Source organism: Caulobacter sp. GW456-12-1-14-TSB4 (genome assembly GCF_059424195.1).
In genome coordinates this window covers 47755-61958 of record NZ_JBWKZF010000001.1, presented here as the reverse complement: position 1 = coordinate 61958, position 14204 = coordinate 47755, and the positions used below count along the sequence as shown (strand labels likewise).

12 protein-coding genes are annotated in these 14204 nt (G+C 68.8%); 9 read left to right on the top strand and 3 right to left on the bottom strand.

Features of this window, described 5'->3' with window-relative positions:
- Window positions 1-124: 124 nt before the first annotated feature.
- On the top strand, window positions 125-2104 hold the full coding sequence (locus AC07YH_RS00290) for a phospholipase D-like domain-containing protein (RefSeq protein WP_494745016.1): 1980 nt from the start codon (window positions 125-127) through the stop codon (window positions 2102-2104).
- Between the two features lie 93 nt (window positions 2105-2197).
- Here the strand turns inward: AC07YH_RS00290 and paoC are convergent, their stop codons facing one another.
- Genes paoC through paoA form a run of 3 tightly spaced genes read right to left on the bottom strand, consistent with a single transcriptional unit; the run spans window position 2198 to window position 5992 of the window.
- Window positions 2198-4396, bottom strand: coding sequence for an aldehyde oxidoreductase molybdenum-binding subunit PaoC (paoC, locus tag AC07YH_RS00285; protein WP_494745015.1), 2199 nt, complete (start codon window positions 4394-4396; stop codon window positions 2198-2200).
- A 4-nt stretch (window positions 4397-4400) separates the two neighbouring features.
- On the bottom strand, window positions 4401-5351 hold the full coding sequence (locus AC07YH_RS00280) for an FAD binding domain-containing protein (RefSeq protein ID WP_494745014.1): 951 nt from the start codon (window positions 5349-5351) through the stop codon (window positions 4401-4403).
- Window positions 5348-5992 carry an aldehyde dehydrogenase iron-sulfur subunit PaoA gene (paoA, locus tag AC07YH_RS00275; RefSeq protein ID WP_494745013.1) on the bottom strand — a complete coding sequence of 215 codons (645 nt, stop codon included), beginning with the start codon at window positions 5990-5992 and terminating at the stop codon, window positions 5348-5350. The genes AC07YH_RS00280 and paoA overlap by 4 nt, the downstream gene beginning before the upstream one ends.
- Before the next feature lie 623 nt (window positions 5993-6615).
- Here paoA and AC07YH_RS00270 point away from each other — a divergent pair.
- From AC07YH_RS00270 to virB11, 8 genes are read left to right on the top strand one after another with little or no spacing between them, the layout of a single operon-like run.
- A complete protein-coding gene (locus AC07YH_RS00270; protein ID WP_494745012.1) occupies window positions 6616-7236 on the top strand; it encodes a lytic transglycosylase domain-containing protein in 621 nt (206 codons plus the stop codon).
- Window positions 7236-7544: a TrbC/VirB2 family protein gene (locus tag AC07YH_RS00265; RefSeq protein ID WP_494745011.1), complete on the top strand. Its 309-nt coding sequence runs from the start codon at window positions 7236-7238 to the stop codon at window positions 7542-7544. The genes AC07YH_RS00270 and AC07YH_RS00265 overlap by 1 nt, the downstream gene beginning before the upstream one ends.
- Window positions 7545-7547: 3 nt before the next feature.
- Window positions 7548-7835, top strand: a complete 288-nt coding sequence (locus AC07YH_RS00260) for a VirB3 family type IV secretion system protein (RefSeq protein ID WP_494622619.1) — start codon at window positions 7548-7550, stop codon at window positions 7833-7835.
- On the top strand, window positions 7832-10186 hold the full coding sequence (locus AC07YH_RS00255) for a VirB4 family type IV secretion/conjugal transfer ATPase (protein ID WP_494745010.1): 2355 nt from the start codon (window positions 7832-7834) through the stop codon (window positions 10184-10186). Before AC07YH_RS00260 ends, AC07YH_RS00255 begins: the two co-directional genes overlap by 4 nt.
- Window positions 10186-11352, top strand: coding sequence for a TrbL/VirB6 family protein (locus AC07YH_RS00250; protein ID WP_494745009.1), 1167 nt, complete (start codon window positions 10186-10188; stop codon window positions 11350-11352). Before AC07YH_RS00255 ends, AC07YH_RS00250 begins: the two co-directional genes overlap by 1 nt.
- Window positions 11349-12113, top strand: a complete 765-nt coding sequence (locus AC07YH_RS00245; RefSeq protein ID WP_494745008.1) for a TrbG/VirB9 family P-type conjugative transfer protein — start codon at window positions 11349-11351, stop codon at window positions 12111-12113. Before AC07YH_RS00250 ends, AC07YH_RS00245 begins: the two co-directional genes overlap by 4 nt.
- The gene (locus tag AC07YH_RS00240) at window positions 12110-13219 is read left to right on the top strand and encodes a TrbI/VirB10 family protein (protein ID WP_494745007.1); all 1110 of its coding nucleotides are present in this window, start codon (window positions 12110-12112) and stop codon (window positions 13217-13219) included. Before AC07YH_RS00245 ends, AC07YH_RS00240 begins: the two co-directional genes overlap by 4 nt.
- Window positions 13216-14196 carry a P-type DNA transfer ATPase VirB11 gene (gene virB11, locus AC07YH_RS00235; protein WP_494745006.1) on the top strand — a complete coding sequence of 327 codons (981 nt, stop codon included), beginning with the start codon at window positions 13216-13218 and terminating at the stop codon, window positions 14194-14196. The genes AC07YH_RS00240 and virB11 overlap by 4 nt, the downstream gene beginning before the upstream one ends.
- Window positions 14197-14204 lie beyond the last annotated feature (8 nt).

Genomic DNA, 14204 nt, shown 5'->3' with positions numbered 1-14204 from the left:
CGCTTAAGTTTCACGGAACGTCGTTCTTTATCGCTTCTGAAGCTTCGCCTTATATGCCATCCTGAATTGCATGAAGGCGGAGAGCCCGTCTTCCAGGTGGTGGCGCTATATCTCGGGGGCGAACATGGGGCGGGTCGTGTCGGCGTGCGCCTACGCCAATAATGAAGTCGCCTATGTCGCCTGGACGATCGACGGCGTGATCGCCGACTGTCTCGGGTTCGAGGTCGTGCGGGTGATCCTCGACGAGCAGGGACATGAGATCGAGCGCAAGTCGTGCGCGGCCTGGGTCGGCTTCAAGGGGCAGAGCAATCCGGAATGGCTGCCGCAGACCAGCGGCGTCTGGCCGGTGCAGAAGCTGTCTTGGCGCGACCTCACCTTGCGCAAGCTGCGGACGGCCACGGAGCGGCGCGGCGGCGTGCTGCGGGTCCGCTACGATATCCGGCCGGTCGGCGACTTCAGACCGGGTATGTCCCCGGCGGAGGATCCGACGCCCGAGACCGTGACGGTCGTGGCGCGCGATGCGCAGGGCAAGCCGATCAAGGTCGATGGGGTCGTCCAGAAGAAGACGGTCAAGGCCTATGAGGGGCGGCCGCGCCCGCTGGGCTACCTGGCCGACAAGGCCACCCCCAGCAACGTGGTGACGGTGACGCGCAAGCGCGGGCCCTTCCAGTCGACGTTCACCAACGGGATTCTCGCGGCGCAATGGCTGCGTCATGTCTTGCTGGAAGACGGAGTGATCAAGCCGAACGAGCTGTACGACAAGATCTGCGATCCCAACGACGCCCACCGCAAATATCTGGCGGGCGAGGTGCTGCCGATGCTGCACGAGCTGTTCGCGCGGCCGGGCGAGTTCTATCTGGCGCTCTACGAGCTGGAAGATCGCGAGCTGCAGGATCTGCTGATCGCCAACGCCGGCCGGATTCACGTGATCCTGTCCAACTCGGCGGCGGGCGACAGCGGTTGGGACGACCGCAACGCCCCTGCGCGCAGCCAGCTGCGCGCCGCCGGAGTCGATCTGCAGAATCGGATGTTCAACAACAACGCCCAGATCGGCCACAACAAGTTCGTGGTCCATGTTCCGCTCGGCGGCGGGTCGCGCTCGGTCTTCACCGGAAGCACCAACTGGACGTCCACCGGGGTGGCCGGCCAGAGCAACAACGCCCTGCTGATCGAGGACGACGCCGTGGCGGCCGAGTTCCTGCTCTACTGGAACCGCATGCGGGCGGACGTCATCCCCGAGCCCGCGCCGCCGACGGCCGCGCCCAACCTGCTGGGCGCGCCCATGAACAACTCGGTTCAGGGCGCGAACTTCCGAAAGGGCAATGGCGCGCCGCGTATCGTCCAGCTGGCGGACGGGGCGACCGTGACCACGTGGTTCTCGCCGAACATGGCCTCGCGCCGGAAGGGCAAGGCGACGCCGCCCGACCTGACGGACGTCTATCGGCGCATGCGCCTGGCCAAGGACGCCATCCTGTTCCTGGCCTTCTATCCGGGGCAGTCGGGCAACGACTGCATCATTGGCGAGGCGGTCGATATCGGCCTGAAGGACAGGAAGCTGATTGTCACCGGCGCGGTCTCGAGCCCGAACGCCATGCCCAACTATGTGGGCAAGAAGAAAGGCGATCCGGACGACGACAGCGACGATGTCGCGGCGATCTCGCCCTTCACCTTCTCGCAGGACAATGTCGAGATCGTCCGCGCCGCCAAGATCGATGACCGCATGCTGCTGCAGGATTTCGGTCTGGAACAGGCCACGGCCAAGGCGACCGGCGCGATCATCCACGACAAGATCTGCGTGATCGATCCGCTATCGGATGATTGCTGCGTGATCCTGGGCAGCCATAACCTCGGCTTCAAGGCCTCGTATGGTAATGACGAGAACCTGATGATCGTCTCGGGCGACAAGGCCCTGGCCCAGGCCTATGCAGTCCACGTTCTGGACGTCTACGACCACTACCGCTTCCGGGCCATCGAGTCCGAGCGGCGCAAGGCCGGCAAGCCGGGATGGTCGGGTTTCCTGGAAGGCGATGACCGCTGGATGCAGGCCTATGCCGACGGCCGCAAAGGCGCGGTGTCGCGCTACTTCGCCCGAGGCGCGCGCTGAGCGGCCGTCCGCACGACAATAGTGTCGCCCTCCTGCCGCGCCGGATGTGACCCCTAAGGTCGGGTTCCTCGACCCCTGGATTTTGCCGGCGCGCTAGGCCATCCCCGGCATCTCCGCCAGCAGCTTGTCCAGCGTCACCGGATAGTCCCGCACCCGTACGCCGGTGGCGTTGTAGACCGCGTTGGCCACCGCCGCGGCGACGCCGCAGATGCCCAGCTCGCCGACGCCCTTGGCCTTCATCGGCGAGGACATCGGGTCGGTCTCGTCCAGGAAGATCACCTCCTGGTGCGGGATGTCGGCGTGGACGGGCACTTCGTAGCCGGCCAGGTCGTGGTTGACGAAGAAGCCGATGCGCTTGTCGACGACCAGTTCCTCCATCAGCGCCGCGCCGGCCCCCATGGTCATGGCCCCGATCACCTGGCTGCGGGCGGCCTTGGGGTTGAGAATGCGGCCGGCGGCGCAGACGGCCAGCATCCGGCGGATGCGGATTTCGGCCGTGGCGCTGTCGACGGCGACCTCGACGAAGTGACCGCCAAACGTCGACTGCTGGTGGGTCTTGGTGAGATTGCCGTACTCCATGGCGTCCTCGGCGACGACCGGCGCGTCGGCGGCGGCCTGGGCCAGCGGCAGGCTCTGATTGCCGAGCTTGACGCGGCCGTCGGCGAATTGCGCCGTGGACGGATCAAGTCCGAGCTTCGTCGCCACCGCCTCGCGCAGCTTGACGCAGGCGGCGTAGACGCCCGCCGTCGAGCTGTTGGCGCCCCACTGGCCGCCGGAACCGGCCGAGACGGGGAAGGTCGAGTCGCCGAGCTTCACCGTCACCTGGTGCAGCGGCACGCCCATCATCTCGGCGGCGGTCTGGGCGATGATCGTGTAGCTGCCGGTGCCGATGTCGGTCATGTCGGTCTCGACGACGATCTGGCCGGTCTTCTCCAGCCGAACGCGGGCGGCCGACTTCATGACGAGGTTGTTGCGGAACGCCGCCGCCACGCCCTGGCCGATCAGCCAGCGGCCTTCGCGGACCTGACCGGGGCGGGCGCTTCGCTTGCTCCAGCCGAACTTGTCGGCCCCGGTGCGCAGGCATTGGACCAGCTGGCGCTGCGAGAACGGCCGGCCGGGCTTTTCCGGATCGACCTGGGTGTCGTTGATCACGCGCAGTTCGACCGGATCCATGGCCAGCTTCTCGGCCAGCTCGTCGATGGCGATCTCCAGGGCCATCAGGCCAGGGGCCTCTCCGGGCGCGCGCATGGCGTTGCCCTCGGGCAGGTCCAGCGTCGCCAGCTTCATCTTCATCAGGCGATTGGCGCCGGCATAGAGCAGGCGGGTCTGCTGGGTGGCCGTCTCGGGGCCGCCGCCGGGCAGGTCGCCGGACCAGCTCTCGTGGCCGATGGCGGTGATCCTGCCGTCGCGGTCGGCGCCCAGGCGGATGCGCTGGATGGTGGCCGGACGGTGGGTGGTATTGTTGAACATCAGCGGCCGGGGCAGGGCGATCTTCACCGGCCGGCCGGCGGCCTTGGCCCCCAGGGCGGCGAGGATGGCGTCGGCGCGGACGAACAGCTTCCCGCCGAAACCGCCGCCGATATAGGGCGAGACCAGGCGGACATTGTCCTTGGGGATGCCCAAGGTCTTGGCGACGTCGCCCCGGCCCCAGGCGACCATCTGGTTGGCGGTCCAGACGGTCAGCTTGTCGCCCTTCCAGGCCGCGATGGTGGCGTGCGGCTCCATCATGGCGTGGGCGTGGTCGGGGGTGGTGTAGGTCGCATCCAGCTTGACCGGCGCGTCGGCGAAGGCCTTGTCGAAGTCGCCGATGGCGGTGTCGGGATTGTCCTTGCCGACCGGCGGGGCGTCGTCCTTGGCGGCGGCCAGGTCGAAGCGACCCTGGGCGCGCTGGTAATCGACCTTGATCAGGGCCGCGGCGGCGCGGGCCTGCTCGAAGGTCTCGGCGACCACGACGGCGACCGCCTGGTGGTAGTGCTGGATCTCCGGGCCGCCCAGCAGCATGGCGGTGTTGAAGTCGCCCTTGGCCAGCTTGCCGGCCGACTGGGCGTTGACGATGGCCAGCACCCCCGGCGCGGCCTTGGCGCGGGTCAGGTCCATGCCGTTGATGCGGCCCTTGGCGATCGCCGCGCCCAGCACGTAGCCGTAGGCGACGTTCTCCAGGGCGTCGTGGCGCTCATAGGCGTAGGGCGCAGTCCCGGTGGTCTTCAGCGGGCCATCGATGCGGTCGGTAGGCTTGCCGATGATCTTGAGCTGGTCGATCGGATTGGTGGTGGCGGGCGTGTCGAACTTCATGGCTCTAGCTCCGCGCGGCGGTCATGGCCGCGCCCAGGGCGCGTTCGGCCAGGGTCAGCTTGAAGGCGTTTTGCGGGGTGGTCTTGGCCCCGGCCAGCAGCAGTTCGGACACCGACTTGATGCCTTGGGGCAGGGCGCTCTCGGCCGCCTCGACCCGCCAGGGCTTGTGGGCGACGCCGCCCAGGGCGACCCGGCCCGAGCCGTCCTTGTGCAGGATGGTCGCCACCGAGACGAGGGCGAAGGCGTAGGACGCCCGGTCGCGGACCTTGTGATAGGCGTGCGTCCCGCCGACGGGCTTGGGCAGGGTGACAGCGGTGATCAGCTCGCCCGGCGTCAGGGCCGTCTCCAGGTGCGGCGTGCTCCCCGGCAGGCGATGGAAGTCGGCGATCGGGATGGTGCGGGTCTGCCCATCGGGGCGGACGGTCTCGACGCCGGCGTCCAGCACCCGCATGGCCACGGCCATGTCGGACGGGTGGGTGGCGATGCAGGCCTCGCTGGTCCCCAGCACCGCGTGCGAGCGGGTGAAGCCGCCGATCGCCGAGCAGCCCGCGCCGGGCGTGCGCTTATTGCAGGGCATGTTGGTGTCGTAGAAGTACGGGCACCGGGTTCGCTGCAGCAGGTTGCCGGCGGTGGTGGCCTTGTTGCGCAGCTGGCCCGAGGCTCCGGCCAGCAGGGCGCGCGAAAGGACGCCGTAGTCCTTGCGCACCCGTTTGTCGGACGCCAGGTCGGTGTTGCGCACCAGTGCGCCGATGCGCAGGCCGCCGTCCTTCGTGGCTTCGATCTTGTCCAGCTTCAGGCCGTTGACGTCCACGAGGCGGCGCGGCGTCTCGATCTCCAGCTTCATCAGGTCCAGCAGGTTGGTGCCGCCGGCGATGAAACGGGCGGTGGGGTCCTTGGCGACGGCGGCGGCGGCCTGCGCGGGGGTGCTGGCGCGTTCGTAAGCGAAGGCCTTCATGCCATTTCCCCCTTGGAGAGGCCTTCCGCGACTTCCGCCACGGCCTCGACAATGTTGGAATAGGCCCCGCAGCGACAGATATTGCCGCTCATCCGTTCCCGCAGTTCGGCCTCGGTCAGCTTGGGGTTCTGGGTGATGTTCTCGGTGACATGGCTGGGGACGCCGGCCCTGATCTCGTCCAACATCGCCTTGGCCGAGCAGATCTGGCCTGGCGTGCAATAGCCGCACTGATAGCCGTCGTGCTTGACGAAGGCGGCCTGCAACGGGTGCAGCTTGTCCGGCGTGCCCAGGCCCTCGATGGTGGTGACCTTGTCGCCCTCGTGCATGACCGCCAGGGTCAGGCAGGAATTGATCCGGCGGCCATCGACGATGACGGTGCAGGCGCCGCACTGGCCGTGGTCGCAGCCCTTCTTCGTGCCGGTCAGCTTCAAGTGTTCGCGCAGGGCGTCCAGCAGGGTGGTGCGGGTGTCCAGGGTCAGCGACCGCTTGTGGCCGTTCACCTCGAAGGCGACCTTGACCAGGCTCGGCGCGTCGGCCGGGGCGGCGCTCGCCGGAGAAGGCGCGCCCGCCAGGGTCGCGGTGGCCGCGCCGGCGGCCATCAGATCGCGCCTCGACAGGCTGAGGTCTTCCGTGTCGGCCATTCCATCCTCCGATCCTCCAGCCACGCCCAGCCCTATAAAGCGGAGGAGCGCGGTGGTGGTTGCGACGCGGCAGCGTCGCTTCGCAGGTTAGAGCCTGGATGGCCGAAGGATTATAGAATTTTCTTAAGCGAGTTCGTGAGCCACGTTCACCAATCTCCGTGACCGGAGCTCAGTGGAAGACGTTGTACCACCCGACGATCGCGATCATCACCCATCCGCTCAGCAGGCTGCCCGCGAAGTTACGCGACAGCCAGTCCCTGGTTTTGTTCAACGCTGACATGGAACGCCCCTGACGAAACTGAGCAGCAGGCTGACGAGTGATTCTATCCACAGGCAATCTTGTTTGCGGTCCGTCATCAAAGTTTTGCTGAATTCCACCGTTCGACGATCAATCTTTGGGAAGCACAGTATCCGCCGAGTTCATGAGTTAATTGTTGGTTAACGAGAATATCTTGAGTTCAGTAGTCGACATTTCAGCAAGCTTGAGCATGAAAAGTTCATATAGATCAGTAATTTTGACCAAAATATCAAAACCTTAATGCGATAACCTGACGCATTACGCCGACTCATGGCTCCAGATACATTTCAGTTAACCAAACTGGTCTGTGTCCGAGGGGGCGAGCTTGAGTTTCGATTTCGCTGGCCGGGCCGCAATCTTGGCCGTGGCGGCTTTTCTGGCCTGTCTGTTCGTCCAGCCGGCGCGCGCCCAGGTGCTGGAGATCGGCGACGACGGCGCGGTGACCCGTTTCGACGGTCCGACCGTGTTCACCGCCGACGGCGCCAGGACCCTGATCGAAGAGACGCCCGTCGCCGACCTCCCGGTCGGGACCGACTCGGTGCGCCAGCAGATCTCGACCGCCGCGACCGCCTACGCCCTGGATCCGAAGCTGGTCGAGGCGGTGGCCTGGCGCGAGAGCCGCTTCCGCTCAAACGCGCTTTCGAACAAGGGCGCCATCGGCGTCATGCAGCTGATGCCGGGCACCGCCCGCGACCTGGGTGTCGATCCGCACGATCCGGTGCAGAACATCCGTGGCGGCGCGCTCTATCTGCGCCGGATGATGTCGACGTTCGGCGGCGACGTCCGTCTGGCCCTGGCCGCCTACAACGCCGGCCCCGCCGCCGTCCGTAAGCACGGCGGCGTCCCGCCCTACGCCGAAACCCAAGCCTACGTGACCTCGATCCTCGGCCGCATGGCCGCGACGGGCGCGTCCATCGCCGTCCCTGTTCTTGGAGCTCCCCAGTGATGCGTAAGTCTCTCGCCGCGCTCGCCACCGCCCTCGTGGCCACCGCTAGCCAAGCCCACGCCCAGGCCGTGCAGTCCGATCCGCAAGGCTCCAGCGCCCTGCTGGCCGGCGTCATGTGGCTGCAAGGCTCGCTGATGGGCAATGTCGCCACCGCCGTGGCCGTGATGGCCGTGGCCGCCGTCGGCTTCATGATGCTGACGGGCCGCCTGAACTGGCGCTACGGCGCGACGGTCATCCTGGGCTGCTTCATCCTGTTCGGCGCCACGACGATCGTCAGCGGCATCCGCGCCGCCTCGGGCGCGGCCTGAGCCATGGCCGCGCCGCTGGATCGCGACGTGGTGTTCGGCGCCCTGACGCGCCCGCAGATGTTCGCGGGCGTGACCTACAGCTACTTCGTGCTGAACGGGGTGGTGACGGCCGAACTCTTCCTGATCACCAAGTCGTTCTGGGCCATCGCGGCCGCGCTGGTGATCCACGCGATCGGCTACGCGGCCTGCCTGCGTGAACCGCGCATCTTCGACCTGTGGCTGACCAAGGTCAGCCGCTGCCCCCGCGTTCCCAATTTCCGGGCCTGGCGATGCAACAGCTACAGCGCATGAACCCGAAGAAGGAAATCACGGCCGGCAAGCGCCTGCCGTACGCCCGTCACCTGGACGACGTCACGCTGGAGACGCGCGACGGCCTCTTGATGCAGGTCATCCACCTGGCCGGCCTGCCGTTCGAGACGGCCGACAGCGAGGAGCTGAACTATCGCAAGGCCGTGCGCGACGTGATGCTGCGGGGCCTCGCCAGCTCGCGGTTCGCCATCTACCACCACGTGGTCCGCCGCCAGGTCGACGCCCGCACGCAGGGCGCTTTCCCGGACGCCTTCAGCGCCGATCTCGATGCGACCTGGAGCGAGCGCCTGGCCGCGCGGAAGCTCTACGTCAACGACCTGTTCCTCACCATCGTTCGCCGCCCGCTGCAGGGCCATGGCGGGGTGATCGACGGTTTCCTGCGCGCCCTGAAGGGGACCGGCAAGGCCGAGGCCGCCGCCGTCCAGGCCGCCGACCGCCGCGAGCTGGACAGCGCCACGGGCAGCCTGATCTCGGCGCTCGCGCCCTATGGCGCCCGCGTGCTCTCGACCTATGACGGTGTGAGCGGCCGCTGCTCCGAGCCGCTGGAATTCCTGTCCTGCCTCTACAATGGCGAGATGCGCCCGGTGCTCGTGCCGCAGGGCGACGCCGGCGAGTACCTGCCGTACCGCCGCGCCAGCTTCGGCCTGGAAACGCTGGAGCTGTCGCGCGCCGGCGCCCTGGCGCGCGGCTTCGGGGCCATGGTCTCGATCAAGGACTATCCGGCCCAGACCACGCCGGGGATGCTGGACGACCTACTGCGCCTGCCGTGCGAGATGGTCGTCACCCAGAGCTTCGGCTTCGTGGACCGCCAGCCGACCCTGGAGCGGATGAACCTGGCTTTGCGCCGCATGAAGGCCGCCGACGATGACGGCCTGTCGCTGCGCGCCGACCTGACCCGCGCCAAGGACGACGCCGTCTCGGGTCGCGCCGCCTTCGGCGAGCATCACCTGACCGTGCTGGTGCGCGGCGAAAGCCTGGAGGGCCTCGACCGCTCGGCCGCCGAGGTGATGTCGGCCTTCACCGAGATGGGCGCCATCGCCGTGCGCGAGGACATCAATCTGGAGCCGGCCTTCTGGGCGCAGTTCCCCGGCAACTTCAAGGACATCGCCCGCAAGGCGCTGATCTCGACCGCCAATTTCGCCGGCTTCGCCAGCGGCCACAACTTCCCGGTCGGCCAGGCCGACGGCAATCACTGGGGTCATGCGGTGACCCTGCTGGAGACCACCTCGGCCGGCCCGTACCACTTCAACTTCCACAAGGGCGATCTCGGCAACTTCACGGTCATCGGCCCGTCGGGCTCGGGCAAGACCGTGGTGCTGAACTTCCTGCTGGCCCAGGCCCGCAAGTACAGCCCGCGCATCGTGTTCTTCGACAAGGACCGCGGCGCGGAGATCTTCCTGCGCGCCATCGGCGGCCGCTACGAGACCCTGCGTCCGGGCCAGCCGACGGGCTTCAACCCGCTGGCCCTGGCCGACACGGCCGCCAACCGAAAGTTCCTGACCGAGTGGGTCGCCAAGCTGGTCTCGGTCCCGGGCGAGACCCTGACGGCCGACGACGCCGCGCGGATCAAGGACGCCGTCGACGCCAGCTTCGACCAGGCTCCGACCTTGCGCCGCCTGCGCTATTTCGCCGAGCTGTTCCGGGGCGCGCGCCGTCCCGACGCCGCCGACCTCGCCGCCCGTCTCGCGCCCTGGCACGGGGCAGGGGAGCACGCCTGGCTGTTCGACAACGAGGCCGATGGCCTGGATCTCGACGCGGCGACCCTGGGCTTCGACATGACCCAGCTGCTGGACGACCCGGCCCTGCGGACACCGGCCATGATGTACCTGTTCCATCGCGTGGAGCAGCGCCTGGACGGTCACCCGACCCTGATCGTCATCGACGAGGGCTGGAAGGCCCTGGACGACGATGTCTTCGTCGCCCGCATCCGCGACTGGGAAAAGACCCTGCGCAAGCGCAACGGCGTGGTCGGCTTCGCCACCCAGAGCGCCCAGGACGCCCTGGAAAGCCGCATCGCCAGCGCCATCATCGAGCAGGCCGCGACCCAGATCTTCATGGCCAATCCCAAGGCCCAGGCGAAGGACTATTGCGAAGGCTTCGGCCTGACCCAGCACGAGTTCGAGCTGGTGAAGACCCTGCCGGACACCTCGCGCTGCTTCCTGATCAAGCACGGGACCGACAGCGTCGTGGCCCGCCTGAACCTGGCCGGCTCGCCGGAACTGCTGACCGTGCTGTCGGGCCGCGAGACGTCCGTGCGCAAGCTGGACGCCCTGCGCGAACAGCTGGGCGACGATCCGCAGGCCTGGATGGCCCAGCTGGTGAAGGCCGCGTGATGGGATCTTGCGCACAGCTTCCCGTCGACGCGCCGATGGTCCCGGGCCTGATCGGCTCGGTCGACTGCCGGGTGCACGACCTGGCGCAGAGCGGCTTCGCCGCCCTGGCCGGACCGGGCTCGCCGGTCGGCCTGCTGCTGACCGGTCTGCTGACGCTCTACATCGTGTTCATCGGCTATCGCCTGATCCTGGGCCGTGGCGGTCTGCGTGTCGGTGACGCCGCCCTGTCTATGCTGAAGATCGGCATCGTCGTGGCGCTCGCCACCAACTGGGGCCTGTTCCAGACCCTGGTCTACGACACCCTGACCAAAGCTCCGACCGAGCTGGGCGGCATCCTGCTGGACGGCCAGGCCCCGTTCGCCCGTTTGCAGGACGCCTTCGACGGCCTGCAGCAGTCGGCGACCCTGATGGCCCGCCGCGCCAGCGTCGGCGCCGCCGCCACGCAAGGCGGTCCGGGTTTCGGGGCCTTCGCGGTCAATACCGGCGGCATGACCTTGGTGCTCTCCACCCTGGGCGTGCTGCTGGCCAGCAAGGTCGTGCTCGCCATCCTGCTGGCGCTCGCGCCCTTGGTCGTCGGCCTGGCGCTGTTCGAGGCCACGCGCGGCCTGGTCGAGGGCTGGCTGAAGGCGATGATCGCCCTGGCCCTGGCCCCGCTGGTGGCGACCCTGACTCTTTCCCTCGAACTGGCCATGCTGGCGCCGTCGCTGCGCGCGCTCGCCGAGGCCCGCTCGGCCCAGCAGTTCGCCGCCTTCGACATCAATCCGGCCGTGACGGTGCTGGTGCTGACCACGGTCTTCGCTCTGGTCATGCTGCTGGCCGTGATCGCCCTGGGCGTCATCGCCGCCGGCCTGCGCCTGCCGCGCGGCCTGGCCGGCGCGGCCTGGTCGGACAGCAACGCCGCCCCCGGCGCGACCCGCTACGCCAGCGCCCAGGTCGAACCGATGAGCCGCGCGGGCGCCATCGCCGCCGCCGCCGTGGCCATGGACCGTCGCGACACCGCCGCCCCGTCGTCCGATCCGATCAGCACGCGGATGCTCACCGTCGTGTCGGACCGCACCGCGACCTCCACCGTCCAGGCCGCCGGCCCCGCCGCGCCGCTGGGCCAGACCTACCGCCGCACACCCGCCCCCCGCCGCGCCGCCTCCAGCGCCCGGAGAGACCAGTGACCCTCGCTTACTCCCGCACCCTTCTGGCCGCGCTGGCCCTGGGCGTCGCCCTGGCTGGCCCGGCCCTGGCGACCGAGACGCCGCGCCCCGGCGCGATCGACTCGCGCATCCGCACCGTCGCCTACGACCCCGACCAGGTCGTGCGCCTGACCGGCTATTTCGGCATCCAGACCATGCTGGAGTTCGCCGCCGACGAGCGGATCGAGAACGTCTCGATCGGCGACGCCATGGGCTGGCAGGTGACGCCGAACAAGAAGGCCAACCTGTTGTTCCTCAAGCCCCTGGACCGCACGGCCGCCACCAACATGACCGTGGTGACCGACCGTCGCCGCTACGTGTTCGAGCTGGTCGTCGCGGGTCCGAAGGCCTCGACCAAGGACCTGGCCTATGTGGTGCGCATGCTCGTCCCGGCCCCCGCGCCGGTCGCGGTGATGGCCCCGCCGCCGCCGGCTCCGCCCACCGCGCCGGTGGCCAAGAACAGCGCCTATGCCGTGAAGGGCGACGCCGCCATTCAGCCGACCCGCATCTTCGACGACGGCGTGGCCACCTATTTCGCCTGGCCCGAGCAGGCCGACCTGCCGGCGGTGTTCGTCGTCAACGCCGACGGCGTCGAGGGTCTGGCCAACGCCGTCGTCCGCGACGGCTACCTGGTCGTCGACCAACTGGCGCCGCGCTTCGTCCTGCGTTCGGGCAAGGCCAGCCTGACCGTAACCAACGCCGGCTTCAGCTCGCTTTCTCCGAAGGGCGGGGTGACCCGATGACCGATCCCCGTCAGTCCGCCCAGGTCCAGGAAGACCTCGCCGCCGCCGACGCTCAAGTCCGCCCGGTCGTGGCCCGCGCGCACGCCGGCTTGCCGACGCCCGTGATCATGGCGGGCTTTGGCCTGCTCGGTGTCGGGGTGTTCATGCTGATGGCCAGCCACCGCGCCGACGCGCAAGGCCGGCCGTCGCGTCCGGCCAAGGCCGAGGTCATCGCCGCCACCGCCCTGACCGCGCCCGCCGCGCCGCCGGCGATCATCCCCGGTCCGCAGTTCACCGAGAACAACAGCCTGCCGCCGACCCCTGCTCAGGTCGCGGCGATGAATGCCGAGCCGCTGCCGCCCACGCCGCCGGCCGACCTCGACCAGCGCCGCCGGGCCCCGACCCTGGTGGTCGACTTCGGCGGGGCTCCGGCTCTGATCAAGGCCAATGTCCAGGTCGACCCGGCCTCGCCGATGGCCGCCAAGGTGACGCCCGACACCGGCCTGAACGCCGACGAGAAGTTCGCCGACCGTGTCGGAACCAGCGACGCCGAGCCGGCCAAGGCCACGGCCATGCGCAATCTCGACGCCATGATCCCGCAGGGCGCGGTGATCCCGGCGGTGATGGAGACGGCGATCAATTCCGACCTGCCGGGCCTCGCGCGCGCCATGGTCACTCGCGACATCAAGAGCTTCGACGGCTCCACCGTGCTGATCCCGCGCGGCAGCCGGGTGATCGGCCAGTACAAGTCGGGCGTGGCCATGGGCGCCTCGCGCGTCTTCGTGGTCTGGACCCGGGTGATCCGCCCCGACGGCGTCTCGATACAAATTGCTTCTCCGGCTGCCGACCCGCTGGGTCGCGGCGGCCTGGAGGGCAAGGTCGATCGGCACTTCTTCAGCCGCTTCGGCGGCTCGATACTGATGTCGGTGCTGAACGCCGGCGTGGCGGCTGTGGGCAATGCCCGCTCGACCTCGCAGATCTATATCGGCTCGGCCTCCGAAGCCGCGAACCTGGCCGGCACGGTGATGAAGAGCGATCAGGTCGCCCCGACCATCCAGACGCCGCAGGGCGCGCCGGTGACGATCTTCGTGGCCCGCGACCTCGACTTCTCGGGCGTGCGCAAATGACCGCGCCCGCCAAGCTCGGAGTGTATCTCGAGGCGTACCTCGCCCCGCTCGCGCCCTGGCTGGCCGAGCCGGCGGTGACGGACCTCTATGTGAACCGTCCCGGCGAACTGTGGGTCGAGCGCCTGGGCGGCGTCGCTGAACGCGTCGAGGTCCCGGCGCTGGACGAGACCAACCTGTGGCGACTGGCCCGCCAGGTCGCCAGCCTGTCCAGCCAGGGCGTCAGCCGCGAGCATCCGCTGCTGTCGGCCGTGCTGCCCGACGGCGCGCGGGTGCAGGTCGTGGCCCCGCCGGCGACGCGCGAGGGCCTTGCCCTGGCGATCCGCAAGCATGTGGTCAGCGACCTGTCCCTCACCGACTACGCCGCGTCCGGCGCCTTCGACCAGGTGCTGGCGCCGAAGACCAATTCGGACGCCGTCCTGCGCGCCTTCCTCGACGCCGGCGACATCCGCAATTTCCTGGCCGGCGCCGTGCGGGCCGGCAAGAACATCGTGGTCAGCGGCGGCACCTCGACCGGCAAGACCACCTTCCTCAACGCCCTCCTCAAGGAGGTCCCGCTCGACCAGCGCCTGGTGCTGATCGAGGACGCGCCCGAGATCCGCCTGGTCCACCCCAACGCCGTCGGCCTGGTGGCCGTGCGCGGCGAGCAGGGCGAGGCGCGGGTTTCGACCGAGGACCTGCTGCAGGCCTCGCTGCGCCTGCGCCCCGACCGGATCATCCTGGGCGAGCTGCGCGGGGCTGAAGCCTTCTCGTTCCTGCGCGCGGTGTCCAGCGGCCACCCGGGCTCCATGACCACGGTCCATGCCGACGATCCGGCCGGCGCGGTCGATCAACTGGCGCTGATGGCGCTGCAGGCCGGGGCCAATCTTCGTCGCGCCGACGTCGTCGATCATGTCCGGCGCGTCGTCGATGTCTTCGTTCAACTGCACCGCCAAGGCGGTGTCCGAGCGGTCCGGGAGGTCGTCTTCCAGGACCGCTAAGCCCAACC